The organism is Streptomyces sp. NPDC006294 (assembly GCF_042870895.1).
GTDB lineage: Bacteria > Actinomycetota > Actinomycetes > Streptomycetales > Streptomycetaceae > Streptomyces.
In genome coordinates this window covers 46,345-68,536 of the sequence record NZ_JBIAHV010000022.1, presented here as the reverse complement: position 1 = coordinate 68,536, position 22,192 = coordinate 46,345, and the positions used below count along the sequence as shown (strand labels likewise).

General features: G+C 72.4%; 19 protein-coding genes and 1 pseudogene. 3 read left to right on the top strand and 17 right to left on the bottom strand.

Going from position 1 to position 22,192, the window contains the following annotated elements:
• Positions 1 to 40 precede the first annotated feature (40 nt).
• Entirely contained in the window at positions 41 to 835 is a 795-nt protein-coding gene (locus ACFYOP_RS30525) for a carbon-nitrogen hydrolase family protein (RefSeq protein ID WP_356898308.1), read from the bottom strand.
• Between the two features lie 384 nt (positions 836 to 1,219).
• On the opposite strand from ACFYOP_RS30525, the gene ACFYOP_RS30520 reads away from it, so the two are divergent.
• Complete coding sequence (locus ACFYOP_RS30520; protein ID WP_356898340.1) at positions 1,220 to 1,741, top strand: Repetin; 522 nt, start codon at positions 1,220 to 1,222, stop codon at positions 1,739 to 1,741.
• Positions 1,742 to 1,760: 19 nt separating this feature from the next.
• Here ACFYOP_RS30520 and ACFYOP_RS30515 read toward each other — a convergent pair whose 3' ends face one another.
• On the bottom strand, positions 1,761 to 2,216 hold the full coding sequence (locus tag ACFYOP_RS30515) for an Lrp/AsnC family transcriptional regulator (RefSeq protein ID WP_356898307.1): 456 nt from the start codon (positions 2,214 to 2,216) through the stop codon (positions 1,761 to 1,763).
• Between the two features lie 10 nt (positions 2,217 to 2,226).
• On the bottom strand, positions 2,227 to 3,708 hold the full coding sequence (locus tag ACFYOP_RS30510) for an amino acid permease (protein ID WP_356898339.1): 1,482 nt from the start codon (positions 3,706 to 3,708) through the stop codon (positions 2,227 to 2,229).
• A 410-nt stretch (positions 3,709 to 4,118) separates the two neighbouring features.
• Here ACFYOP_RS30510 and ACFYOP_RS30505 point away from each other — a divergent pair, with 410 nt between their 5' ends.
• A complete protein-coding gene (locus tag ACFYOP_RS30505; RefSeq protein ID WP_356898306.1) occupies positions 4,119 to 4,526 on the top strand; it encodes an ATP-binding protein in 408 nt (135 codons plus the stop codon).
• 256 nt (positions 4,527 to 4,782) lie between these two features.
• On the opposite strand, the gene ACFYOP_RS30500 is transcribed toward ACFYOP_RS30505, so the two are convergent.
• From ACFYOP_RS30500 to fmt, 6 genes and pseudogenes are all read right to left on the bottom strand, one after another.
• The gene (locus tag ACFYOP_RS30500; RefSeq protein ID WP_388453530.1) at positions 4,783 to 5,658 is read right to left on the bottom strand and encodes an RNA polymerase sigma factor SigF; all 876 of its coding nucleotides are present in this window, start codon (positions 5,656 to 5,658) and stop codon (positions 4,783 to 4,785) included.
• 139 nt (positions 5,659 to 5,797) lie between these two features.
• On the bottom strand, positions 5,798 to 7,240 hold the full coding sequence (locus ACFYOP_RS30495; protein WP_356898305.1) for a GuaB1 family IMP dehydrogenase-related protein: 1,443 nt from the start codon (positions 7,238 to 7,240) through the stop codon (positions 5,798 to 5,800).
• Positions 7,241 to 7,689: 449 nt separating this feature from the next.
• A pseudogene (locus ACFYOP_RS30490) lies at positions 7,690 to 8,755 on the bottom strand (sugar-binding transcriptional regulator).
• A 113-nt stretch (positions 8,756 to 8,868) separates the two neighbouring features.
• Positions 8,869 to 9,555: a ribulose-phosphate 3-epimerase gene (rpe, locus tag ACFYOP_RS30485; protein WP_356898303.1), complete on the bottom strand. Its 687-nt coding sequence runs from the start codon at positions 9,553 to 9,555 to the stop codon at positions 8,869 to 8,871.
• 225 nt (positions 9,556 to 9,780) lie between these two features.
• Positions 9,781 to 11,214 (bottom strand): transcription antitermination factor NusB, encoded by a 1,434-nt coding sequence (locus ACFYOP_RS30480; RefSeq protein ID WP_356898302.1) that lies wholly within the window; start codon positions 11,212 to 11,214, stop codon positions 9,781 to 9,783.
• A 32-nt stretch (positions 11,215 to 11,246) separates the two neighbouring features.
• The gene (gene fmt / locus ACFYOP_RS30475) at positions 11,247 to 12,191 is read right to left on the bottom strand and encodes a methionyl-tRNA formyltransferase (protein WP_356898301.1); all 945 of its coding nucleotides are present in this window, start codon (positions 12,189 to 12,191) and stop codon (positions 11,247 to 11,249) included.
• A gap of 198 nt (positions 12,192 to 12,389) precedes the next feature.
• On the opposite strand from fmt, the gene ACFYOP_RS30470 reads away from it, so the two are divergent.
• Positions 12,390 to 12,911, top strand: coding sequence for a hypothetical protein (locus ACFYOP_RS30470; RefSeq protein ID WP_356898300.1), 522 nt, complete (start codon positions 12,390 to 12,392; stop codon positions 12,909 to 12,911).
• Positions 12,912 to 13,567: 656 nt separating this feature from the next.
• Here the strand turns inward: ACFYOP_RS30470 and ACFYOP_RS30465 are convergent.
• The 8 genes from ACFYOP_RS30465 to ACFYOP_RS30430 all read right to left on the bottom strand — a co-directional run bounded on the left by ACFYOP_RS30465 (position 13,568) and on the right by ACFYOP_RS30430 (position 22,159).
• Positions 13,568 to 15,691, bottom strand: coding sequence for a primosomal protein N' (locus ACFYOP_RS30465; protein WP_356898299.1), 2,124 nt, complete (start codon positions 15,689 to 15,691; stop codon positions 13,568 to 13,570).
• 177 nt (positions 15,692 to 15,868) lie between these two features.
• Positions 15,869 to 17,077: a methionine adenosyltransferase gene (gene metK, locus ACFYOP_RS30460; protein ID WP_356898298.1), complete on the bottom strand. Its 1,209-nt coding sequence runs from the start codon at positions 17,075 to 17,077 to the stop codon at positions 15,869 to 15,871.
• A gap of 262 nt (positions 17,078 to 17,339) precedes the next feature.
• Positions 17,340 to 18,581, bottom strand: a complete 1,242-nt coding sequence (gene coaBC, locus ACFYOP_RS30455; protein WP_388453523.1) for a bifunctional phosphopantothenoylcysteine decarboxylase/phosphopantothenate--cysteine ligase CoaBC — start codon at positions 18,579 to 18,581, stop codon at positions 17,340 to 17,342.
• Positions 18,582 to 18,670: 89 nt separating this feature from the next.
• Entirely contained in the window at positions 18,671 to 18,943 is a 273-nt protein-coding gene (gene rpoZ, locus ACFYOP_RS30450) for a DNA-directed RNA polymerase subunit omega (RefSeq protein ID WP_005319902.1), read from the bottom strand.
• A gap of 41 nt (positions 18,944 to 18,984) precedes the next feature.
• A complete protein-coding gene (gene gmk, locus ACFYOP_RS30445) occupies positions 18,985 to 19,548 on the bottom strand; it encodes a guanylate kinase (RefSeq protein WP_356898296.1) in 564 nt (187 codons plus the stop codon).
• 38 nt (positions 19,549 to 19,586) lie between these two features.
• Positions 19,587 to 19,910 carry an integration host factor gene (locus ACFYOP_RS30440; RefSeq protein WP_005319887.1) on the bottom strand — a complete coding sequence of 108 codons (324 nt, stop codon included), beginning with the start codon at positions 19,908 to 19,910 and terminating at the stop codon, positions 19,587 to 19,589.
• A 300-nt stretch (positions 19,911 to 20,210) separates the two neighbouring features.
• Positions 20,211 to 21,053: an orotidine-5'-phosphate decarboxylase gene (gene pyrF / locus ACFYOP_RS30435; RefSeq protein ID WP_356898295.1), complete on the bottom strand. Its 843-nt coding sequence runs from the start codon at positions 21,051 to 21,053 to the stop codon at positions 20,211 to 20,213.
• Positions 21,050 to 22,159 carry a quinone-dependent dihydroorotate dehydrogenase gene (locus ACFYOP_RS30430; protein WP_356898294.1) on the bottom strand — a complete coding sequence of 370 codons (1,110 nt, stop codon included), beginning with the start codon at positions 22,157 to 22,159 and terminating at the stop codon, positions 21,050 to 21,052. Before ACFYOP_RS30430 ends, pyrF begins: the two co-directional genes overlap by 4 nt.
• Positions 22,160 to 22,192 lie beyond the last annotated feature (33 nt).

Genomic DNA, 22,192 nt, shown 5'->3' with positions numbered 1-22,192 from the left:
TGCACGAACTTGATGAAGCGGGAGAGGGGTTCGGGGGGCGTCAGCTGAGGGAGCCGTACAGCCCGGGGCGCCGGTCGCGGAGGTACGGGTTGTTCTCCCGCGAGGCGCCGAGCAGTACGGGGTCGACGTCGCCGATCACCAGCTCCTCGCCGCGGCCGGCCCGGGCGCGCGCCGTGCCGTCGGGGCCGGCGAGGCAGCTCAGGCCGGTGAACTCGAAATCTCCCTCGTGCCCGACCCGGTTCGCGTACGCGACGTAGAGCTGGCTCTCGAACGCCCGGACCGGGACGAGGGACTCGGCCACGAAGGGGAACGGGTGCATCAGCGCGGTGGGGACGAGGAGGAGGTCGGTGCCGGCCAGGGCGTGGGCCCGGACGTTCTCCGGGAACTCCACGTCGTAGCAGATCAGCATGCCGACGCGGACGCCGTCGAGGTCGGCCTGGACGACGGGCTCGTCGCCGGGGGTGAACCACTGCTGCTCGAAGGAGCCGAAGAGATGCGTCTTGCGGTAGTTCGCGAGACGGTCGCCGGACGCGTCGATCAGCTGGGCGGAGTTGTGGATGACCTCGCCCGCGCGCTCGGGGTAGCCGTAGTGCACCGCGACGCCGTGGTGCGCCGCGATCCCGGCGACGGCGGCGGCGCCCGGCCCGTCCGCGGGCTCGGCCAGCACGGGGACGTCGTCCCCGATCGCGTACCCGGTCAGGAACAGCTCGGGGCAGACGAGCAGCCCCGCGCCGCCCCGGGCGGCCCGGCCCGCGGCCTCGTCCAGCACCTTCAGGTTCTCGGCGACCGAGCCCGGTCGGCCGGAACTCTGGAGCAGGGCGGTGCGCAGGGGCATGGGTGACCTCGGGCATGGGGCGGGGATGAAAGGGAGACGCCTATGACGGTACGGTCCGGCGCTCGGGCGGGACAAGCCGTCACCGTTGCACGCGATCGGGCGATCCGTTGCGTCCCCGGCCGGTCCCCGGCGATTCGTTGCGCAGGGCGCGGGCCTGCCCGTTCCATGCACCCTGCGTCGCACGGCGATTACGTCTCCGGGACTACCCGGAGGCCGGTCTCCCCATCCTCGGGGCGGAGGCCGGGGAAGCCTTCGGCGCGATGTGCGCGGGGCGGGTGGCCGCAAGAGTGGTGGGCGTCCCAACCGCACACTCGACGAGGGGGAACCGTGAACCGTTCCGTCCATCACCGTACGAAGATCGCAGCGATCTGCGCGGCACTGCTCATGACGGCCGGCGCCGCCGGATCGGCCGTCGCCGCCGGCGAGGACCGCCCGGCCGGCGAGGACCGCCCGGCAGGCAAGCAGCGCGAGGCCGCGTCGCTGACCGGGTCCGCCAAGCTGTACCGCTCGCTGGGCGACGACATCACCTTCACCTTCGACGCGCACCTGGCGGCCGAGCACAACGACGATCCGTCGAAGGCGACCGGCACGTTCCGGTTCAGCCACTACCTCGACGGGGAGGGCGCGTTCGCGGAGGCGGAGGTCGACTGCCTGATCACCGGCGGCAAGGTCGCCGTCGTCTCGGGTGTGATCACGAAGTCGGACCTGGAGGGCGCGGAGGGCAAGCGGGTCGGCGTCACGGTCCACGACACGGGGCACAAGGACCGGCTCGGCTACAGCTGGGCGTCCACCGGAAGCCCCACCGAGACCCCCGACCTGCCCAAGTGCGTGAGCTCCGCGCCCTTCGAGACGGTCAAGGCCGGCACCGGTGACTTCCGCGTGCTGCCCTGGAAGCCGGCCCTGTAGAGCCCGTTCTTGCGCAGAGCTACGTGGGGGCGCCGGACGAGAAGCGGCGCAGCAGCGGGGAGAGCACCAGGACCGACTTGGTGCGTTCCACGAACGGCTCCCCCGCGATCCGCTCCAGCACCCGCTCGAAGTGCCGCATGTCGGAGGCGAAGACCTGGACGATCGCGTCCGCCTCACCGGTCACGGTGGACGCGGACGCGATCTCCGGGTAGCGCTTCAGGCCGCGCTCGATCGCCTCCGGCGATGTGTTGCGGCTGCAGTAGATCTCGATGAACCCCTCGGTCGCCCAGCCGAGCGCCTTGGGGTCGACGCGCACGGTGAAACCGGTGATGGCGCCTTCCGCACGCAGCCGGTCCACCCGCCGTTTCACGGCCGGGGCGGAGAGGCCCACCATCGAGCCGATGTCGGCGTAGGAGCGGCGGGCGTCCTCCGCCAGGGCGTGGACGATGCGCTCATCGAGATCGTTCAGGGTCACTGCGGACTGTTCACTTCTCTGCGGCGTTCAGACGGGAGCGGCGGTAGCCGTACAGGAAGTAGAACACGAGCCCGGCGGCCATCCAGAGTCCGAAGACCTTCCAGGTGACGAGGTCGAGGCTGTACATGCTGTAGCCGCAGCAGAGGAAGCCGAGGGCCGGGAAGACCGGGCCGAACGGCACCTTGAAGGAGCGGTCCATCGTGGGCCTCGTCACGCGGAGCACCACGACGGCGACGTTGACCAGGGCGAAGGCGAAGAGGGTGCCGATGCTGGTCGCGTTGACGAGCTCACCGAGCGGCACCGCCGCGGCGAGAACGCCGCAGAACAGCGAGACGATCACGGTGTTGACGCGCGGTGTGCCGGTCCTGGGGCTCACCCGGCCGAAGACCTTGGGCACCATGCCGTCGCGGGACATGGCGAACAGGATGCGGGTCTGCCCGTAGAGGACGGTGAGGACGACGCTGGCGATGGAGACCACCGCGCCGGCGGCCAGGAGCGTGCCCCAGAACGACTGCCCGGTGACGTCGTTCATGATCGCGGTGAGGGACGCCTCGGACCCCGCGAACTTCCGCCAGTCCCAGGCGCCCACGGCGACGGTCGCGACCAGCACGTACAGGGCGGTGACGATGACGAGGGAGAGCATGATCGCCCGCGGCAGGTCGCGCTTCGGGTTCCTGGCCTCCTCGCCCGCGGTGGAGGCGGCGTCGAAGCCGATGTACGAGAAGAACAGGATCGCGCCCGCGGCGCCGATGCTCTGGACGCCGAGCGGCATGAAGTCGGCGTAGTTGCCGGACTTGAAGCCGAGGAAGCCGATCACGCAGAAGAGCACCAGTGCGGCCATCTTCACCATGACCATGATCGTGTTGGCGCGGGCGGACTCCTTCGCGCCGCCCAGCAGGAACACCATCGCCAGCATCACGACGATCAGGGCCGGCAGGTTGAACAGGCCGCCGTCACCGGGGGGCGCGGAGAGCGCGGCGGGAAGCGTGACACCGATCGTGCCGTCGAGGAGTTCGTTCAGGTAGTCGCCCCAGCCGACCGCGACGGCCGCGACGGAGACGCCGTACTCCAGCAGCAGGCACCAGCCGCAGATCCAGGCGACGAGCTCGCCGAGGGTGGCGTAGGCGTAGGAGTACGACGAGCCCGACACGGGGATCGTGCCGGCCAGCTCCGCGTACGACAGCGCCGAGAACAACGCGGTGAGGCCCGCGAAGACGAAAGCCAGCGTCACGGCGGGACCGGCCTTGGGCACGGCCTCGCCGAGGACGACGAAGATGCCGGTGCCCAGCGTGGCACCGATGCTGATCATGGTCAGCTGCCACATCGAGAGCGAGCGGCGCAGCGCGCCGCCCTCGCCCTGGCCGCCCTCGGCGACGAGCTGCTCGACGGGCTTGCGCCGCGCCAGCCGGGCGAGGATGCCCGCTGCGCGCGCGCCCGAGCCGGGGGCGGACGATGGTTCTGTCGCGGGCGGCGCTGCGCCGGGGTCCAGCACGTCGGGCTCCTTCATCTGCTGCGGGGTCGGCGGCGGCGAAAGCCGGCTGTACCCGTCGGCACACGAGAAACCCGTGCGAAGGCAGGACCGCCGAGCTGACGGTCACCGCCACTCCTGGTACGGGGCCTGAGCCTATGTTTCGAAGGCTCACACCCGGAATGCACCATTGTTGCGCAACTACGGACGATCATTGCGCACGGGGCGGAGGTATGGGGAAACGTTGCGCCGAGGTGAACGAAAGCCTCACGGGGGGCGAAGCCGGCCGGCTGGCAGGCGCGTGCCGGTTCGTGCGGGACGGGGCCGGCAGGGGCCGGGGCCGAGGGCCGGGGCGCCAGGCACGAAGAGGCCCGACGGGACACGTCCGGTTCGCGAGGTTGATACTTCCGCGACTTCTGGGTATGCGAGCCGTGATGAACGCACAGCCCCAGGTGGTGATCGAGGAATCACCGCACGAGGAGAGCAGGCACAGCGCGGGCGCCCGTACGGCCACCGCGGAGTTTCTGCTGCAGCACTGCCCGTGGGTGGACCCGGACGCGGTGCTGCTCGTCGTCTCCGAACTCGTCACCAACGCGGTGCGCCACACGGCCGGATGGTGGCGGCTGCGGCTGACGGCGGGGCACGACATGCTGCTCGTGCAGATGGACGACTCCAGCCCGCAGGCACCGGTCGCCAGGGAGCCGGACTTCGCGGGCGGCGGCGGATTCGGCTGGCACATGGTGCAGCGGCTCGCGGGCCGCGTCGAGGTCCGTCAGTACCCCTGCGGCAAGAGCATCCGGGCGACGTGGGTGCGCCCGGCGCCGTCGGGCGCCGTCTGCTGAAGGAACGTCACGGCAGGAACGGCCCGACGCGGAGGGGGCCCGGTACAACGCCCGCGCCCGCGACACGACGCAGAAGCCGATGCAGAAGCGGCGTCCTGCGCAGAAGCGGCGTCCTGCCGGGCAGGACGCCGCTTCTGCCCGTGGGGGGCATCGGTTCAGGCCTCCCGAACCGCCCCCGGCGTCCGCCGCCGGGGACCGGTTCGGGCGGAAGTCCGCTGCGGACAGCGGGACGGCCCCTCGGTCACTCCACGACCGGTCACTCCACGACGAGCAGCCCCTCGCGCAGCCGCCCGGTGATCCGCGACAGCAGCCGGGACACATGCATCTGGGACACGCCGAGCTCGTCGCCGATCTCCGACTGCGTCATCTCCTCGCCGAACCTCATCTGCAGGATGCGCCGGTCGCGGTCGTCGAGCTCCTCGATCAGGGGCTTGAGCGCCTGCACGTTCTCCGCGGTCTCCAGCTCGGCGTCGGGCTCGCCGAGCCGGTCGGACAGCGGCACCGCCGCGTGGTCCGACGCGTCGTCCATGGGCATGTCGATGGAACCGGCCGTGTAGCCGTTGCTCGCGACGACGCCCTCGATGACCTCTTCCTCGTCCATCCCGAGGTGCTCCGCGAGTTCCGCGGTGGTGGGTGTGTGGTCGAGCTTCTGGGAAAGCTCGTCCACCGCCTTGGCCAGGTCGATCCGCAGCTCCTGGAGCCGGCGCGGCACATGCACGGCCCAGCTCGTGTCGCGGAAGAACCGCTTGATCTCTCCCACGATGTACGGGACGGCGAACGTCGCGAATTCCACCTCGCGGGTCAGCTCGAACCGGTCGATCGCCTTGATCAGGCCGATCGTGCCGACCTGGACGATGTCCTCCATCTGTTCCGCGCGGTTGCGGAAGCGGCCCGCCGCGTACTTGACCAGGGCCAGATTCAGCTCGATGAGGGTGTTGCGCACGTACTGGTACTCGTGGGTGCCCTCCTCGAGGGAAGCCAGCCGCACGAAGAAGACTTTCGAAATCTCACGTGCGTCCTTGGGTGCAACCTCCCCCGGGTTCTCCACCGCCGGGAGGTCCAGCGCCGCCATGTCGGGGCGCTGCACTCCGGGCTGCGTGAGTTCGGTCGGGACCGTGCTCGCCGTGGACACTTCGTCCTCCCCAGCTCCGATGTCAGTGCGAAGGAGCGCTTACCCCGGTTCCCCAGCCACATGCGCAGAAAGCGCAGTTGGCCGAAAACACGTCGTCCGGCCCCCACCGGTGCGAGGGGCCGGACGACGTGACGCGGGATCAGTTCCAGCTGGCGTGCAGGGGCTTGCCCTCCGCGTAGCCGGCGGCGCTCTGGATGCCGACGATCGCCTTCTCGGCGAACTCCTCGAGGGAGCCCGCTCCGGCGTAGGTGCACGAGGAGCGGACGCCCGCGATGATCGAGTCGATCAGGTCCTCGACGCCGGGCCGGGTCGGGTCGAGAAACATCCGGGAGTGCGAGATGCCCTCCTCGAAGAGGCCCTTGCGGGCCCGGTCGTACGCGGACTCCTCGCTGGTCCGGTTGCGCACGGCGCGCTTGGACGCCATGCCGAAGGACTCCTTGTAGAGCCGCCCGTCGGGAGCCTGCTGGAGGTCGCCGGGGGACTCGTACGTCCCGGCGAACCAGGAGCCGATCATGACGTTGGACGCACCGGCGGCCAGCGCCATGGCCACGTCGCGCGGGTGGCGGACGCCACCGTCGGCCCAGACGTGCTTGCCGAACTTCTTGGCCTCCGCGGCGCACTCCAGGACGGCGGAGAACTGCGGCCGGCCGACGCCGGTCATCATGCGGGTGGTGCACATCGCGCCGGGGCCCACGCCGACCTTGACGATGTCCGCACCGGCCTCGATCAGATCGCGCACACCCTCGGCGGCGACGATGTTCCCCGCGACGATCGGCACCTGCGGATCGAGCGCGCGCACGGCCTTGACCGCGCTGATCATCGACTCCTGGTGGCCGTGCGCCGTGTCGACGACGAGCGTGTCGACGCCCGCGTCGAGCAGCTGCTTCGCCTTGCCCGCCACGTCGCCGTTGATGCCGACGGCGGCGGCGATGCGCAGCCTTCCCCGGGCGTCGACGGCGGGCGTGTAGAGGGTCGCGCGCAACGCGCCCTTGCGGGTGAGCACGCCGGCGAGCCTGCCCTCGCCGTCGACGGCGGGGGCGTATCGCCGGTTGGCGCCGTCGAGGGTGTTGAACGCCTCACGCGGGTCGATGTCCGCGTCGAGCAGCAGCAGGTCCTTCGACATGACCTCGGAGAGCTGCGTGAAGCGGTCGACCCCGGCCAGGTCGTGGTCGGTGACGATGCCCACGGGACGGCGCTCCTCGTCCACCACGACGCCGGCGCCGTGCGCCCGCTTCGACAGCAGGGACAGCGCGTCGGCGACGGTCTGGTGGGGTTCGAGGACGATCGGGGTGTCCAGCACGTGGTGGCGGCTCTTCACCCAGGTGATGACGTCGGTGACGACCTCGATCGGGATGTCCTGGGGGATGACGACGAGTCCGCCGCGGCGGGCGACGGTCTCCGCCATCCGGCGGCCCGCGATGGCCGTCATGTTGGCCACGACCAGCGGCACGGTCGTGCCGGTCCCGTCCGGGGAGGAGAGGTCCACGCCCTGCCGCGAGCCGACGGCCGAGCGGCTCGGCACCATGAACACATCGTCGTACGTGAGGTCGTACGGCGGCTTGATGTCATTGAGGAAACGCACGTGCTTAACATCCCAGTCGATCGGAGTCGGCCCCCCGACGATGCGGCCGGAGGAAATCGCACGTACTTCATTCTCCCATGTCGACGCGTCCGACCGTGCCGGGACAATCGTCCAGGTCAGCAGGGGTGGCTTGGTCCGATCACACAAACGTCCCGCGCGGGCGGGGCGCCGCTGGGGTCTGTCGTTCGGATCAGGCCGGACCAGTGAGCGGGGTCTGGTGCACATGGTCTCCCGAGGCCCGCCGGGGCCGAGGCATGGGGTCTCCCCAGGGCCGAGGGGACGCAACGCAAGGCGGAGGATGGGAGTCCCCCCGCCGAAGGCAGGGGGAGAGAGTCCACGCGGGGGGCGCCTCCCGTGCCCGAAGGGCTACGAAGGACTCGGCGACTGACGACGACGCGGCGAGGTGCGGTGCCGGGGCACGCGAGCCGGCAGGGTCCGAACGAGAGGCCCTAACGGCCGGACGCGATGCCCTGGTCGTCGGGGTCGGCCCGCTCGAGGGCCGGGCGCGGGTTCGGGGCCGCGGCGAGGAGCTGGTCGGCGGCGGCCGTGTCCGTCACCAGGCTGGTGACCAGGCCGGAGCGGAGCACAGCGGCGATGGCGTCGGCCTTGCGCGGGCCGCCCGCGATGGCGACGACCTCGGGGATACGGCGCAGCCGGTCGGCCTCGACGGTGATGCAGCGCTCGCCGAGGTCGCGGCCGACGCGGCGGCCCTGGGTGTCGAAGAGGTGGGCGGACATCTCCGCGGCCACGCCGAGCGAGGCGTAGTGGGCGCGCTCCTCGTCCGAGAGCATGTCGTGGACGGTGGAGATGCCGGGCTCCCAGGAGCCGATCGAGACGCAGGCGACGGTGACCTTGTCGAAGTACTCGAAGGCCCGGGCGATGCCGGTCTGGTGGCGCAGGGCCGCCGCGGTCGCGGGGTCGGGCAGCAGCATCGGGGCGTAGATGGGGTGGGCCTCGCCGCCCGAGACCTGGGCGGCTCTTCGTACCGCCTCCACCGAGCCGCGCTCGGCGGTGCCCGCGTCGTACACGCCGGTGAGCTGGACGACCGTGCACGGCGGCAGCCGGTCGAGGGCGGCGGCCATGTGGATGGTGGAGCGGCCCCAGGCCAGGCCCAGTACGTCGCCCTCCGCCACGAGTTCACCGAGCAGGTCGGCGGCGACCTCGCCCAGGTTCTCCGGGTCGGGCGACTCGTCCGACCCCTCGGCCGGGGACTCGACGACGACCGCGTGCCGCAGACCGTAGTGGGCGCGCAGTGCGTCGGAGCGTTCCGCGTCCAGCTCCGCGGGGACGCGGATCTCGATCCGGACGAGATCTCGCTCGAGCGCCGTCTCCAGGACCCTCGCGACCTTGAAACGGCTGACGCCGAACTCCTCCGCGATCTGGATCTTGGACTTGCCCTCGAGGTAGAAGCGACGGGCCATGGCCGCCGCCTGCACAAGCTCGGCGGGTCCCATCCGCAGGGCAGATCGTCCCGCCGACCTAGCAGACACCGCGATCTCCTCCACTGCTGTTCATGCCGTACACACTGACTTACCGCCGCACACACTCCGGATCTGCCATCCTGTCAGATCCGTCCCTTCTTGATCAGCCCTGCCGGGCCAACATCCGTTGAACAAGCACCGTCGCCTTCAGTGGGCGCACGCCCAGGGCGCGGAGGCGGTCACCGCGGCCGCCTGCTCACGCAGCTGCCGCACCGCCGCGGCGGGATCCTCGGCCCCGTAGACCGCGGAGCCGGCCACGAACACATCGGCGCCGGCCTCCGCGCACCGCTCGATCGTCGACGCCGACACCCCGCCGTCGACCTGCAGCCAGAGCTGGAGGCCGTGCTTGGAGACGAGCTCACGGGTGCGGCGGATCTTCGGCAGCATGATGTCGAGGAACGCCTGGCCGCCGAAGCCGGGCTCCACCGTCATGATCAGGAGCATGTCGAGCTCCGGCAGCAGGTCCTCGTACGGCTCGATCGGGGTCGCGGGCTTGAGCGCCATCGAGGCACGCGCGCCCTGGGCCCGGATCTCCCGCGCCAGCCGTACGGGGGCGGCGGCGGCCTCGACGTGGAACGTGACCGAACCCGCCCCGGCCTCGACGTACTGAGGGGCCCAGCGGTCCGGGTCCTCGATCATCAGATGGCAGTCCAGCGGGGTGTCCGTCGCTTTGGCGAGCGACTCGACCACCGGCACGCCCAGGGTCAGATTGGGCACGAAGTGGTTGTCCATCACGTCGACGTGCAGCCAGTCGGCGCCCTCGACGGCCTTGGCCTCTTCCGCCAGGCGGGAGAAGTCCGCGGAGAGAATGCTGGGATTGATCTGAACGGCCATGCGCCAAGACTGCCATGCCCTCGGCCGCTTCCCGGCGTCGGGACCGCAATCGGTCCGGACCAAGAGAGGACCGGACCACGCCAGGCCACCTCAATCCCGGCGATTTCGCTCCTGACCTCCGCGCTGCCGCGACCGAACCGAAACCGCCACGGTGGTCGGCCGGCGGCGGTTGACGTCAGTGGTCGACCGGCGGCGCGGCCTCCGCGGGCCCGCCGCGCCCTGCCCTCAGCCGGTGCGGCGCAGGAGTGCCAGGTACATGGCGTCCGTGCCGTGCAGATGCGGCCACAGCTGTACGTCGGGGCCGTCGCCGAGCGCCGGAACGCCGGGCATCAGCGGGCGGGCGTCCAGCAGCTCCGCCTCCGCCGCGGGGCCGCCCCGGCCGCGCAGCACGTCGTCCACGACGACGCGCGTCTCCGCCAGGTGCGGGGAGCAGGTCGCGTAGCCGACCACCCCACCCACCCGGACGGCCTTCAGCGCCTCGCGCAGCAGCTCCCGCTGGAGCGGGGCGAAGCCGTCCAGGTCCTCCGGACGCCGGCGCCAGCGGGCCTCCGGGCGGCGGCGGAGCGCGCCCAGGCCCGTGCACGGGACGTCGACGAGCACCCGGTCGAAGGAGCCCTCGCGCCACGGCGGGCGCGTACCGTCGGCCGCGATCACCTGGTACGGGCCCGGATTGCCGGCGAGCGCGCGCTCGACCAGCCTGGCCCGGTGCGGCTGCTTCTCCGAGGCCAGCAGCGAGGCGCCGCGGCCCGCGGCGAGCGCGCCGAGCAGCGCCGCCTTGCCGCCCGGACCGGCGCACCCGTCCAGCCAGCGCTCGTCACTGCCCTCCAGCGGCGCGTTCGCCAGGGCGATCGCCACGAGCTGGCTGCCCTCGTCCTGGACGCCCGCCCGACCGTCCCGTACGGCCGCGATGGCACCCGGCTCGCCGCCCTCGGCCAGCCGCACGGCGTACGGGGACCAGCGGCCGGGCAGGCCGGAGTCCTCACCGAGGACATCGAGCAGCTCCTCGGGGGTCGACCGCCCCGGCCGGGCGACCAGCGTGACCTCGGGCCTCTCGTTGTCGGCCTCCAGCAGGTCCTCGATGCCCGCCCGGCCCCCGCCGAGCGAGTCCCACAGCGCCGAGACGACCCACCGGGGGTGCGAGTGGACGACCGCGAGATGGTCCTCGGCGTCCTCGTCGTACGGCGGGGCGACCCGCTCCAGCCACGCGTCCAGATCGTGCTGCGAGATCTTGCGGAGTACGGCGTTCACGAACTTCGCGCGCCCGTCGCCGAGCACCACCCGCGCCAGCTCCACGCTCGCGGAGACCGCGGCGTGGGTCGGGATACGGGTGCCCAGCAGCTGGTGGGCACCGAGCGCGAGGACGTCCAGCACGGGCGGGTCGACCTCGCGCAGCGGCCGGTCGATGCAGGTCGCGATGATCGCGTCGTAGGTGCCCTGGCGGCGCAGCGTCCCGTACACCAGCTCCGTGGCCAGCGCCGCGTCCCGCGCGTCGAAGCCCTCCTTCTCCCGCGCCTTCCGCAGCAGCGGCGGCAGGACGAGGTTGGCGTACGCGTCCCTCTCGTCGACGGCCCTCAGCACCTCGAAGGCGAGGATCCGCACGGGGTCCTTCTTGGGACGCCGGTGCTGCTTGGGGGGACGCTGACGGGACTGCTCACTCACAAGGTGCTCCGCGTTCGAAGGACTGATCCCTCTCAGCCTACGACCGGTGCGCCGACGCTCTCGCCACGGGCGATCCGCACACCGCGCGCCCAGTCGGCCGCGCGCATCGGCTTCTTGCCCTGCGGCTGCACCCAGACGAGCTCGACGGCGTGCGACCCGGTGCCGACATGGACATGGTTCTTGCCCGCGTCGAGTTCGCCGGGCGCGAGGTCCTTGCGGTCCGGCAGCAGACCGACCTGGACGAGCTTGAGCCGCTCCCCGCGGAAGACCGTCCAGGCGCCCGGCGCCGGTGTGCAGCCCCGGACGACCCGGTCCACACGGAGCGCGGGGGCGGACCAGTCGACGTGGGCGTCCTCGACGTTGATCTTCGGCGCGAGCGTGACGCCGTCGGCCGGCTGCGGTACGGCGTGCAGCGTGCCGTCCTCGATGCCGTCCATGGTCGCCGCGAGCAGTCCGGCGCCGGCGAACGCCAGCCGGGTCAGCAGGTCGCCGCTGGTGTCCGTGGGGCGGACGGGTTCCGTGACCACGCCGTAGACCGGGCCGGAGTCGAGCCCCTCCTCGATCAGGAACGTGGAGGCGCCCGTCATCTCGTCCCCGGCCAGGATCGCGTGCTGCACCGGGGCGGCGCCGCGCCAGGCCGGCAACAGCGAGAAGTGCAGATTCACCCAGCCCCGCGCCGGCACGTCCAGCGCCACCTTCGGCAGCAGCGCGCCGTAGGCGACGACCGGGCAGCAGTCGGGGGCGATCTCGCGCAGCCGGGCCAGGAACTCCTCGTCCCGCGGCTTCGCCGGCTTCAGCACCTCGATCCCGGCGTCGGCCGCGCGCTGGGCGACCGGGCTGGCGACCAGCCGCCGGCCGCGGCCCGCGGGCGCGTCGGGCCGGGTGACGACCGCGGCGACCTCGTGCCGGTCGGAGGCGATCAGAGCGTCCAGGGCGGGGACGGCGACCTCGGGTGTACCTGCGAAGACGAGCTTCATCGGTGGCTGACTGCCTCTCAGGTGGTGCGTGCGGTGACGAGCAGCACACCAGTCTATGAGCCCCGGCGGCAGGGGGCGTACGGGAGACCGTGCGCCCCGCGCACAGGCACATACGCCCCGAAGCGTGACCAGACCGGCCGCCGACGCGTTGGTCAAGAGAGATTGACCCTTTTAATCGCCGGTTCGAGAGGCTTGTCAATGGCCGACCACGCAACCCACGACGCCCAAGCCCGGGCCAGTCTGCACCTGTTGGTGCGGGACATCGAGCGGGTCCGCCGGCAGGTGGACGCGTTGCGCACGCTCACCGCCCAGCTGGGGAACGTCTACCGCCCACGCCGCTCCGGCCCCTCCACGGGGTTCGTCGTCTACGGCAGGGCCCCCGCCCCGACCGTCCGCCTCGCGCAGGAGCTGCGGGACAGCGTCGAAACGCTCGTGACCGCGGCCGTGGACTTCGACCGCTCCCTCGGCTTCTCCTGGGACGCGGTCGGCTCGGCGCTCGGGGTCACGAAGCAGGCGGTGCACCGCCGGTACGGGTCACGGCGGCAGGCCGCTTCTGGGGCGTCCGCCGCTTCCGCCGCTTCCGCCGCGGAGGCGGAGGCGTCCGCCGCGACCCGCACGCTCCCGCCGCCCGGTCTGGCCGCGGTGCCGGCGGCGCGCTCGATGCCACCCCAGCCGACGGAGTCCCGCCCGGGCGCGTTCCCGGGCCCCCGCAACGGCTGACGCGCCCTCGAGCGGGCGGGCCCCACCGGGCCCCACGCTCCCGAGCATCCCCGGGCCCGCTGACGCCCCCTGGACCGGACCCCGTCCCGGAGTCGCTTCCGGCCGGGGCCGGTTCCGGCACGTACCGGACACGGCGGCTCGGCGCCCGTGTGCGGTACCGGGCGGACCCGGTCCTGGCCCGGTCAGGTGTGGTCGGTCTCCCGGCGCCGCGCGTCCGGCGGGGCCCGACGGGGTCCGGTTGCCTGCCTGGTCCTGGCCCGGTCCGGGTCCGGATCCGGCCAGGCGCGACGGCAGTCACTGACGTGCACCGATACGGGGCGGCCATCGGGCCCCACGGGCCGGGGACGCAGCAGGGGGGTGACCGGACGTAAAGCGACGCAACTCGCGCGACGCGCGGTGAGGACAGCAGTCCGGTCTCTCCCTCCGGAGACCCCAGCCCCCGCACCACCACCGGCGCAGCACGCCCCCGGGCATGCCGCGCCCGACGACCGGAACCACTCCGGGCACGCCTCACCCACCGGGGGACGCCGCACCCACCGACCGGCCCACCCCGGGGCACGCCCCACCGCCGACCGGGCCCGCCCGCCCCGGGGGACGCCGCACCAACCGACCGGGCCGGGCCGGCCGCCCGGAAAGCGCCGCCCCCGGCGCGAGTGTCAGCCGATGTCCGGGGGGTCGATGCGGAGGCGGACCTGGTCCGGGCCGCCCCGGGCCAGGCGGGTGGCCTGGGCCGACTTGAGCGCGGTGGCCAGGGCCGCGCCCTTGCCCGGGGGCACCCGGACGAGCGCCCGCTCCCACTGCTCCCCCGCCGGCGGCCGGCCCGCCCGTACCGGCAGGGCCACCGGCCCCAGTACCTCCGCCTCGTCCGGAAGCTCCGCGCCCGCCAGGAAGGCCGTCACGGTGGAGGCCCGCCCCGTAACCTCCGCCATCCGGGAGACCGGCGGGAAGCCGAGCTCGGCGCGCTCGGCGAGCTCCCGCAGGGCGTGCCCGACCGGGTCCCAGCGCACGAGCGCCTGGACGGGACGGAGCGTCGGTTCGGCGACGACGACCACGACGCCCCCTTCCGTCTGCGGCCGTACCAGCGCGCCCGCCGCGATCCAGCGGCGCAACGCTTCCTCGCCGGCCCGCAGGTCGGGCCGGCCGAGCATGGCCCAGCCGTCGAGGAGGAGGGCGGCCGCGTATCCGCCGTCGGCGACGGGCTCGGCGCCGGGCGTGGAGACGACGAGCGCGGGCCGGGAGGGCACGGAGTCGAGGATGTGGTCGCGCCCGGAGGTGCGTACGGGCACGGCGGGGAACGCGCGGCCGAGTTCCTCGGCGGTGCGCCGGGCGCCCACGATCTGGGCGCGCAGCCGGGCGGACCCGCAGGCGGCGCAGTGCCAGGCGGGTTCGTCGCGGCCGCACCAGCCGCACCGCAGGGCGTGTTCGTCGGGTGCTTCGAGCGGGCCGGCGCACTGGCGGCAGCGGGCGGGCGTGCGGCAGCGCTCGCAGGCGAGCCTGGGGGCGTAGCCGCGTCGCGGGACCTGTACGAGCACGGGGCCGTGCGCGAGCCCGTCCCGGACGGCCTGCCAGGCGATGCTGGGCAGGCGCGCGGCGCGGGCGGCCTCGTCGCGGGCCAGGTCGTGGTCGCCGACGGTCCGGACCAGGGGCGCGGCGTCGCGGACCTGGGCCCGGTCGGCGACGAGGGGCGCCGCCCAGCCGCTCTCGACGAGCTGGGCGGCCTCGACGGTGCAGCTGGTGCTGCCGAGCAGGAACGCGCATCTGTCATGGGTGGCCCGCAGTTCGAGGACCTCGCGGACGTGCGGAAAGGGCGCGTTGTCGTCGCTGTGGCTGGAGTCCCCGTCGTCCCAGACGACGACGAGCCCCGGGTCCCGCACGGGTGCGAACATCGCGGCCCGCGTCCCGACCACCGCGCGGACGGAACCGCGGCGCACGGCGAGCCACTGGCGGTACCGCTTCTCGGGCCCGGACTCGGCGGTCAGCAGGGCGTGGTGTCCGTCGCCGAGCAGCGCGGTGAGCGCGGCGTCGACTCGGGCGGCGCGCCGCCCGTCGGGGACGACTACGACCGCGCCCCGCCCAGAGGCGAGGGTGGCGGCGACGGCGCGGGCCAGTTCGTCGGGCCAGTGCGGTCCGGGCAGCGCGGTCCACACGGCACGCGGCGCGCCGCCGGCCGCGAGCGATTCGATGAAGGCCGGGCCCCGCCCGTACCGCTCCCAGGTGCCGGGGTCGGGCGCCGGGGGCGGCGGCAGGGGCTCGGGCGAGGGTTTGGCCTCGGCGCGGCCGTTCCTGGGCGGGACGGCGAGCTGGAGCACGTCGGCGAGGCTGCCCGCGTAGCGGTCGGCGACGGCGCGGGCGAGGCCGAGGATCTCGGGGCTGAGCACCGGTTCCGGAGAGACGACGTAGGCGAGCGCGGCGAGCGCGCCCGAGTAGTCGGACTCGGCGCGGCGCTCGATGAGGAAGCCGTCGACGAGTCCGCCGCCCTCGCGGCGCCCGTCGCGGACCCGGTGCCCCCCGGCTCCGAAGCGCACCCGCACCCGCACCCCGGGGCGGGCGTCGGCGTCGAGCTCCTCGGGGACGGCGTAGTCGAAGAACTGGTCGAGGTGGAGGACGCCCTTGTTGACCATGACCCGCGCGACGGGCAGCTCCTTGGCGAGCGCGGCCCCGCGCCAGGTGCGCGGCTTGGCCTTGGGCACTTTCGCCCTGCGGACGCTCTCGCGGATGAGCGCAAGCTGCTCCGGCCCGTCACCTGCGGGCTCCGGGGGCTGCCGCTCTTCGCTGCTCACAGAAAGATCCTGCCAGAGACCACTGACAGCGTGGCCCGCCGGTCCTGCCCACCGGCACCAGGGCCCCGGACCGATCCCGGTCCGGGGTCCTGAGCGATGTGTGTGCCGTGCGGACCAGGGTCTTTCGTTGAAATCAGGCCGGACCCCGCGAGCCCGGCAAGATCCGAACGAGAGGCCCTAGCTGCCCGCCGCCGCGCGCAGCGCGTCGACGCGGTCGGTGCGCTCCCAGGTGAAGTCGGGGAGCTCCCGGCCGAAGTGGCCGTACGCCGCGGTCTGGGCGTAGATCGGGCGCAGCAGGTCGAGGTCGCGGATGATCGCGGCCGGGCGCAGGTCGAAGACCTGGGCGATGGCCTGCTCGATCTTCTCGACGTCGACGGTCGCGGTGCCGAAGGTCTCGACGAACAGACCCACCGGCTCGGCCTTGCCGATCGCGTACGCGACCTGGACCTCGCAGCGCGCGGCGAGACCGGCGGCCACCACGTTCTTGGCGACCCAGCGCATCGCGTACGCGGCGGAGCGGTCGACCTTGGACGGGTCCTTGCCGGAGAACGCGCCGCCGCCGTGGCGGGCCATGCCGCCGTACGTGTCGATGATGATCTTGCGGCCGGTCAGACCGGCGTCGCCCATGGGGCCGCCGATCTCGAAACGGCCGGTCGGGTTCACCAGGAGGCGGTAGCCGTCGGTGTCCAGCTTGATGCCGTCCTCGACGAGCTGCTTGAGCACGTGCTCGACGACGAACTCGCGGATGTCGGGCGCGAGCAGCGAGTCGAGGTCGATGTCCGAGGCGTGCTGCGAGGAGACGACGACCGTGTCGAGGCGGACGGCCTTGTCGCCGTCGTACTCGATGGTGACCTGCGTCTTGCCGTCCGGGCGCAGGTAGGGGATGGTCCCGTTCTTGCGGACCTCGGACAGCCGGCGGGAGAGCCGGTGCGCGAGGTTGATCGGCAGCGGCATCAGCTCGGGCGTCTCGTCGCACGCGTACCCGAACATCAGGCCCTGGTCGCCGGCGCCCTGCTTGTCGAGTTCGTCCTCGTCGCCCTCGACACGCTTCTCGTAGGCGGTGTCGACGCCCTGCGCGATGTCCGGCGACTGGGCGCCGATGGAGACGGAGACGCCGCAGGAGGCGCCGTCGAAGCCCTTCTTCGAGGAGTCGTAGCCGATCTCGAGGATCTTGTTCCGCACGAGCGTCGGAATGTCGGCGTACGCCTTGGTGGTCACTTCACCGGCGACGTGCACCAGGCCGGTGGTGATCAAGGTCTCCACGGCTACCCGGGACGTCGGGTCCTCCCGCAGAAGGGCGTCGAGAATGGTGTCGCTGATCTGATCGGCGATCTTGTCGGGGTGACCCTCGGTCACGGACTCCGAGGTGAAGAGACGGCGGGACACATCGCTCCCTGGGGGTTGCAGCGGCTGCTGGCTGATCGTTTGCGGACCGGCAGGGGGCTGCGCCCCGCGACGTTCCGCGACCAGTTTATCGGTCGGACTCCGGCAGCGGACAACCCGTCTCGCAGGCTGGGAGTCCGCTGACCTGGGATCAAGGCCGTGGTCGGTACGACGATAGCGGCTGAGGCCGGGCGACCCGTCATATTTCGCGAGTTTCCCACGGTCGGGCCGTCGCCCGCGCCGCCTCCTGCTCCGGGCGAGCTTCTCAGAGCAGACGCGGCGTGACCAGATCCCAGACGATGTCGGCGAGCGCTTCCTTGGGGCCGCGCGGCACCTGGGTCTCGCCGCCGTCGGCGGCCAGCACGACGGCCTCGTTCTCCGCGGAGCCGAAGGTCCTGCGCTCCCCCACCTCGTTGACGACGAGCAGGTCGCAGCCCTTGCGGCGCAGTTTGGCGCGGCCGCCTGCGAGCACGTCGTCGGTCTCCGCGGCGAAGCCGACGATCACCTGGCCGGCGCGGGCCCGTTCCGCCGAGATCTCGGCGAGGATGTCGGGATTGCGGACCAGGGTGACGTCGGGGGCCTCGACGCCGTCCTTCTTCTTGATCTTGCCGGTGGCGTACTCGGCGGGGCGGAAGTCCGCGACGGCGGCCGCCATGACGACGGCGTCGGCGTCCGCGACGGCCTTGAGCACGGCCTCACGGAGCTGTACGGCGGTGCCGACGTGGACGACGTCGACGCCTGCCGGGTCCGGCATCCCGGTGTTCGCCTCGACGAGGGTGACGCGGGCACCGCGGGCGGCCGCCGTGCGCGCCAGTGCGTAGCCCTGCTTGCCGGAGGAGCGGTTGCCCAGGTAGCGGACCGGGTCGAGAGGCTCGCGGGTGCCGCCCGCGCTGACGACGACATGGCGGCCGGCCAGGTCGGGGGCGAGGACGCCGCAGGCGAGGACGCGCCGGCAGATCTCGAAGATCTCGTCCGGGTCCGGCAGCCGGCCCTTGCCGGTGTCGACGCCGGTGAGCCGGCCGACGGCGGGTTCGACCACGACGGCGCCGCGGCGGCGCAGGGTGGCGACGTTCTCCTGGGTGGCGGGGTGCTCCCACATCTCGGTGTGCATCGCCGGGGCGAAGACGACCGGGCAGCGGGCGGTGAGCAGGGTGTTGGTCAGCAGGTCGTCAGCGAGGCCGTGGGCGGCCTTGGCGAGCAGGTCGGCGGTGGCGGGGGCGACGACGACGAGGTCGGCGTGCTGGCCGATGCGTACGTGCGGGACCTCGTGGACGTCCGACCAGACCTCGGTGGAGACGGGGTGGCCGGAGAGGGCCGACCAGGTCGGCGCGCCGACGAAGTTCAGGGCCGACGCGGTCGGCACGACCCGGACGTCATGGCCGGACTCGGTCAGTCTGCGCAGCAGTTCGCACGCCTTGTAGGCGGCGATGCCGCCGCTGACCCCGAGAACGACCTTCGGCCTGTCCGCCGCCCGGCCCACTGCCTGATCCACTGCGTCTCCCCGCACTCGGCCATCCCTTCACGACACATCACTTCATGACACACCACAGGCCCGGCAGCTGCTGCGCCGGGCCTGTGGTGAAGGACTTCTCGCGACTACTGGGCCGGGCCCTCGATGGCCTCGGAGGTCAGCAGACCGGCGTTGATCTCACGCAGGGCGATCGAGAGCGGCTTCTCGTGGACGTGGGTGTCCACGAGGGGCCCGACGTACTCGAGCAGGCCCTCACCGAGCTGCGAGTAGTACGCGTTGATCTGACGCGCGCGCTTGGCGGCGTAGATCACGAGGCTGTACTTCGAGTCGGTCGCCTCGAGCAGCTCGTCGATCGGAGGGTTGATGATGCCCTCGGGCGCGGTGATGGAAGAGGACACGCTATGCCTTCCGAAGAATTGCAGAAAGATCGGACAAAAGATCAAACAACTGCCATCAAGGCTAGCAGCTCACGCGCCACGTCCTCGACGGAGGTGTTGACCAGGGTGGTGTCGAACTCGGACTCGGCCGCCAGCTCGACCCTGGCGACCGTCAGCCGGCGCTCGATGACCTCGGGGGACTCGGTGCCGCGGCCGGTGAGGCGGCGGACCAGCTCCTCCCAGCTCGGCGGGGCGAGGAAGACCAGCTGTGACTCCGGCATGGACTCCTTGACCTGCCGGGCGCCCTGGAGGTCGATCTCCAGCAGTACGGGCTCGCCCGCCTCGATGCGGTCGAGGACCGCGCGGCGGGGCGTGCCGTAGCGATTGCCCGCGAACTCGGCCCACTCCAGCAGCTCGTCGCCCGCGACCAGCTTGTCGAACTCCTCGTCGCTGACGAAGAAATACTGGACACCGTGCTTCTCGCCGGGCCGCGGCTTCCGGGTGGTCGCCGACACCGAGAGCCAGACGTCGGGGTGGACCTTGCGCATATGAGCGACGACCGTGCTCTTGCCGACCCCTGAGGGGCCGGAGAGCACGGTCAGCCGCGGACGTACCTCTGCTGCCATGCAGCGATTATCCAGGTTCTCGGGAGTGCCCGGGAACGTCAGGCGGCGCCACCGCCGAACTCGCGCTCCAGGGAGGCGATCTGGTTGGAGCCGAGACCTCGCACCCGGCGGCTCTCTGAGATGCCGAGCCTCTCCATGATCTGCTTGGCGCGGACCTTGCCCACGCCCGGGAGGGACTCGAGGAGGGCGGAGACCTTCATCTTGCCGATGACGTCGTTCTCCTGGCCCTGCTTGATGACCTCGTGGAGCGAGGCGCCGGAGTGCTTGAGTCGATTCTTGACCTCGGCCCGCTCCCGGCGAGCCGCGGCGGCCTTTTCGAGCGCGGCTGCGCGCTGTTCAGGGGTAAGGGGCGGAAGAGCCACGCCTACGTCACCTCGGATGTCGAACTGTCGGATACGGACCGGTGAGGAACCTAGTCGCCCCACACCAGGCGAGCAACGAGCAACGCAGTGCGTCTGCCCTGCACGTTCTCTCTTCGACGGAGACTAGCGGCCATCACCGCTCCAGTCAGCGAGAACAGACGAAAAGTCCTGGTCAGCATCGACCGACCAGGACATTCCGGGCAAACCGACCGAGTTTTGCGTGAAGAAAATGTCAAGACCCCCTCCGATGAGGTCCCGCCACCCCTCGCCGGGCCGACCCGCACCCCTTCCCGGCAGCCGCTACGCGTCCGCGACGGCCGCGCGGACCTCGTCGGCGAACCGCTCCGCCGCCGACCGCAGCCCCGCCGCGTCCGGTCCGTGCTTCAGGACGCCGCGGCTCACGCTCGGCACCACGTTGCGCACCGCCGCGCCGAAGACCCGCGGGAGGTCGGCCGGCGTCGCACCCTGTGCCCCGATGCCGGGGGCGAGCAGCGGTCCGTTGATGGCGAGGTCCGCCCCGGTGTCGCCGAGCGTCGCGCCCACGACCGCGCCGACAGAGCCGAGGGGCTGCGCGCCGGCGTTCTCCGCGGCCATGTGGTCGAGCATCACCTGCGCCAGCGACCTGCCGCCGGCCGCGGTGGCGCGCTGGACCTCCGCGCCCTCCGGGTTGGAGGTCAGGGCGAGGACGAAGACGCCGCAGCCGCTCAGCACGGCCTGGTCCAGCGCGGGCCGCAGCGAGCCGAAGCCCAGGTACGGGGAGACCGTGACCGCGTCGGAGAAGAGCGGCGAGTCCTTGCGCAGATACGTCTCCGCGTAGGCGCCCATGGTCGAGCCGATGTCGCCACGCTTGGCGTCCATCAGCACCAGGGCGCCGGCCGCGCGGGCCTCTTCCACGGCCTTCTCCAGCACGGCGATGCCGCGCGAGCCGAAGCGCTCGAAGAACGCGGACTGCGGCTTGAGCACGGCGACCCGGTCGGCCAGCGCCTCGACGGTCGTGCGGGTGAACCGCTCGAGGCCGGCCACGTCGTCGTTCAGGCCCCACGCGGTGAGCAGCGAGGCGTGCGGGTCGATGCCGACGCACAGCGGGCCACGGGTGTCCATGGCGTGGCGCAGCCGTGCGCCGAAGGTCTCCGGGAGGGTCATGCGCTGGCCTTTCGCGTCTCGGCGCCGACGGCCTCGGCGAGGGTGGCGTACGGGCTGGCCGCGAGGCGCGCGGCGAGGCCCTTGCGGATGGCGCGGGCGTAGCAGGGGCCCTCGTAGACGAAGGCGCTGTAGCCCTGCACGAGGGTGGCGCCGGCGAGGATGCGCCGCCAGGCGTCCTCCGCGGTCTCGACGCCGCCGACGCCGACGAGCGTGATCCGGTCGCCGACTCGGGCGTACAGGCGGCGCAGGACCTCCAGGGAGCGCTCCTTGACGGGCGCGCCGGACAGGCCGCCGGGCTCCTTCACCAGCGCGGCCGGGGACTTCAGGCCGAGGCCCTCCCGCGCGATCGTGGTGTTGGTGGCGATGATGCCGTCGAGGCCCAGCTCCAGGGCGAGGTCGGCGACGGCGTCGACGTCCTCGTCCGCGAGGTCGGGCGCGATCTTGACGAGCAGCGGGACGCGCCGGTCCGTGACCGTGCGGTCGGCGGCCTCGCGCACGGCGGTCAGCAGCGGCCGCAGCGACTCGGTGGCCTGGAGGTTGCGCAGTCCGGGGGTGTTGGGCGACGAGACGTTGACGACGAGGTAGTCGGCGTGGGCGGCCAGTCGCTCGGTCGAGGTGACGTAGTCGCCGACCGCTTCCTCCTCCGGGACGACCTTGGTCTTGCCGATGTTGACGCCGACGACGGTGCGGAAGATCTCCCGGCGGGCCGCGAGCCGTTCGGCGACGGCGGCCGAGCCCTCGTTGTTGAAGCCCATCCGGTTGATCAGCGCGCGGTCGGGGACGAGCCGGAAGAGGCGCTTCTTGGGGTTGCCCGGCTGGGGCCGCGCGGTGACCGTGCCGATCTCGACATGGTCGAAGCCGAGCATCGACATGCCGTCGACGGCGACGGCGTTCTTGTCGAACCCGGCCGCGAGCCCGAACGGACCGTGCATCCGCAGACCGAACGCCTCGGTGCGCAGCTCCCGGTACCGGGGGGCGAGCGCGGCGGCGACGAAGGTGCGCAGCACGGGGACGCGGACCGCGAACCGGATCCAGCGGAAGGCGAGGTGGTGCGCCTGCTCCGGGTCCATCCGCTTGAAGACCAGATTGAAGAAGAGCTTGTACATGAAGTGGTGTCCTCATGAGGAGGGGGACACCGT

Coding starts and splice junctions, on each gene's coding strand:
- ACFYOP_RS30525 (WP_356898308.1), bottom strand. CDS start 835: ATGCCCCTGCGCACCGCCCTGCTCCAGAGTTCCGGCCGACCGGGCTCG.
- ACFYOP_RS30520 (WP_356898340.1), top strand. CDS start 1,220: ATGACGGCCGGCGCCGCCGGATCGGCCGTCGCCGCCGGCGAGGACCGC.
- ACFYOP_RS30470 (WP_356898300.1), top strand. CDS start 12,390: ATGGCCGACCACGCAACCCACGACGCCCAAGCCCGGGCCAGTCTGCAC.
- rpe (WP_356898303.1), bottom strand. CDS start 9,555: ATGGCCGTTCAGATCAATCCCAGCATTCTCTCCGCGGACTTCTCCCGC.
- gmk (WP_356898296.1), bottom strand. CDS start 19,548: ATGGCAGCAGAGGTACGTCCGCGGCTGACCGTGCTCTCCGGCCCCTCA.
- ACFYOP_RS30505 (WP_356898306.1), top strand. CDS start 4,119: ATGAACGCACAGCCCCAGGTGGTGATCGAGGAATCACCGCACGAGGAG.
- ACFYOP_RS30430 (WP_356898294.1), bottom strand. CDS start 22,159: ATGTACAAGCTCTTCTTCAATCTGGTCTTCAAGCGGATGGACCCGGAG.
- pyrF (WP_356898295.1), bottom strand. CDS start 21,053: ATGACCCTCCCGGAGACCTTCGGCGCACGGCTGCGCCACGCCATGGAC.
- fmt (WP_356898301.1), bottom strand. CDS start 12,191: ATGAAGCTCGTCTTCGCAGGTACACCCGAGGTCGCCGTCCCCGCCCTG.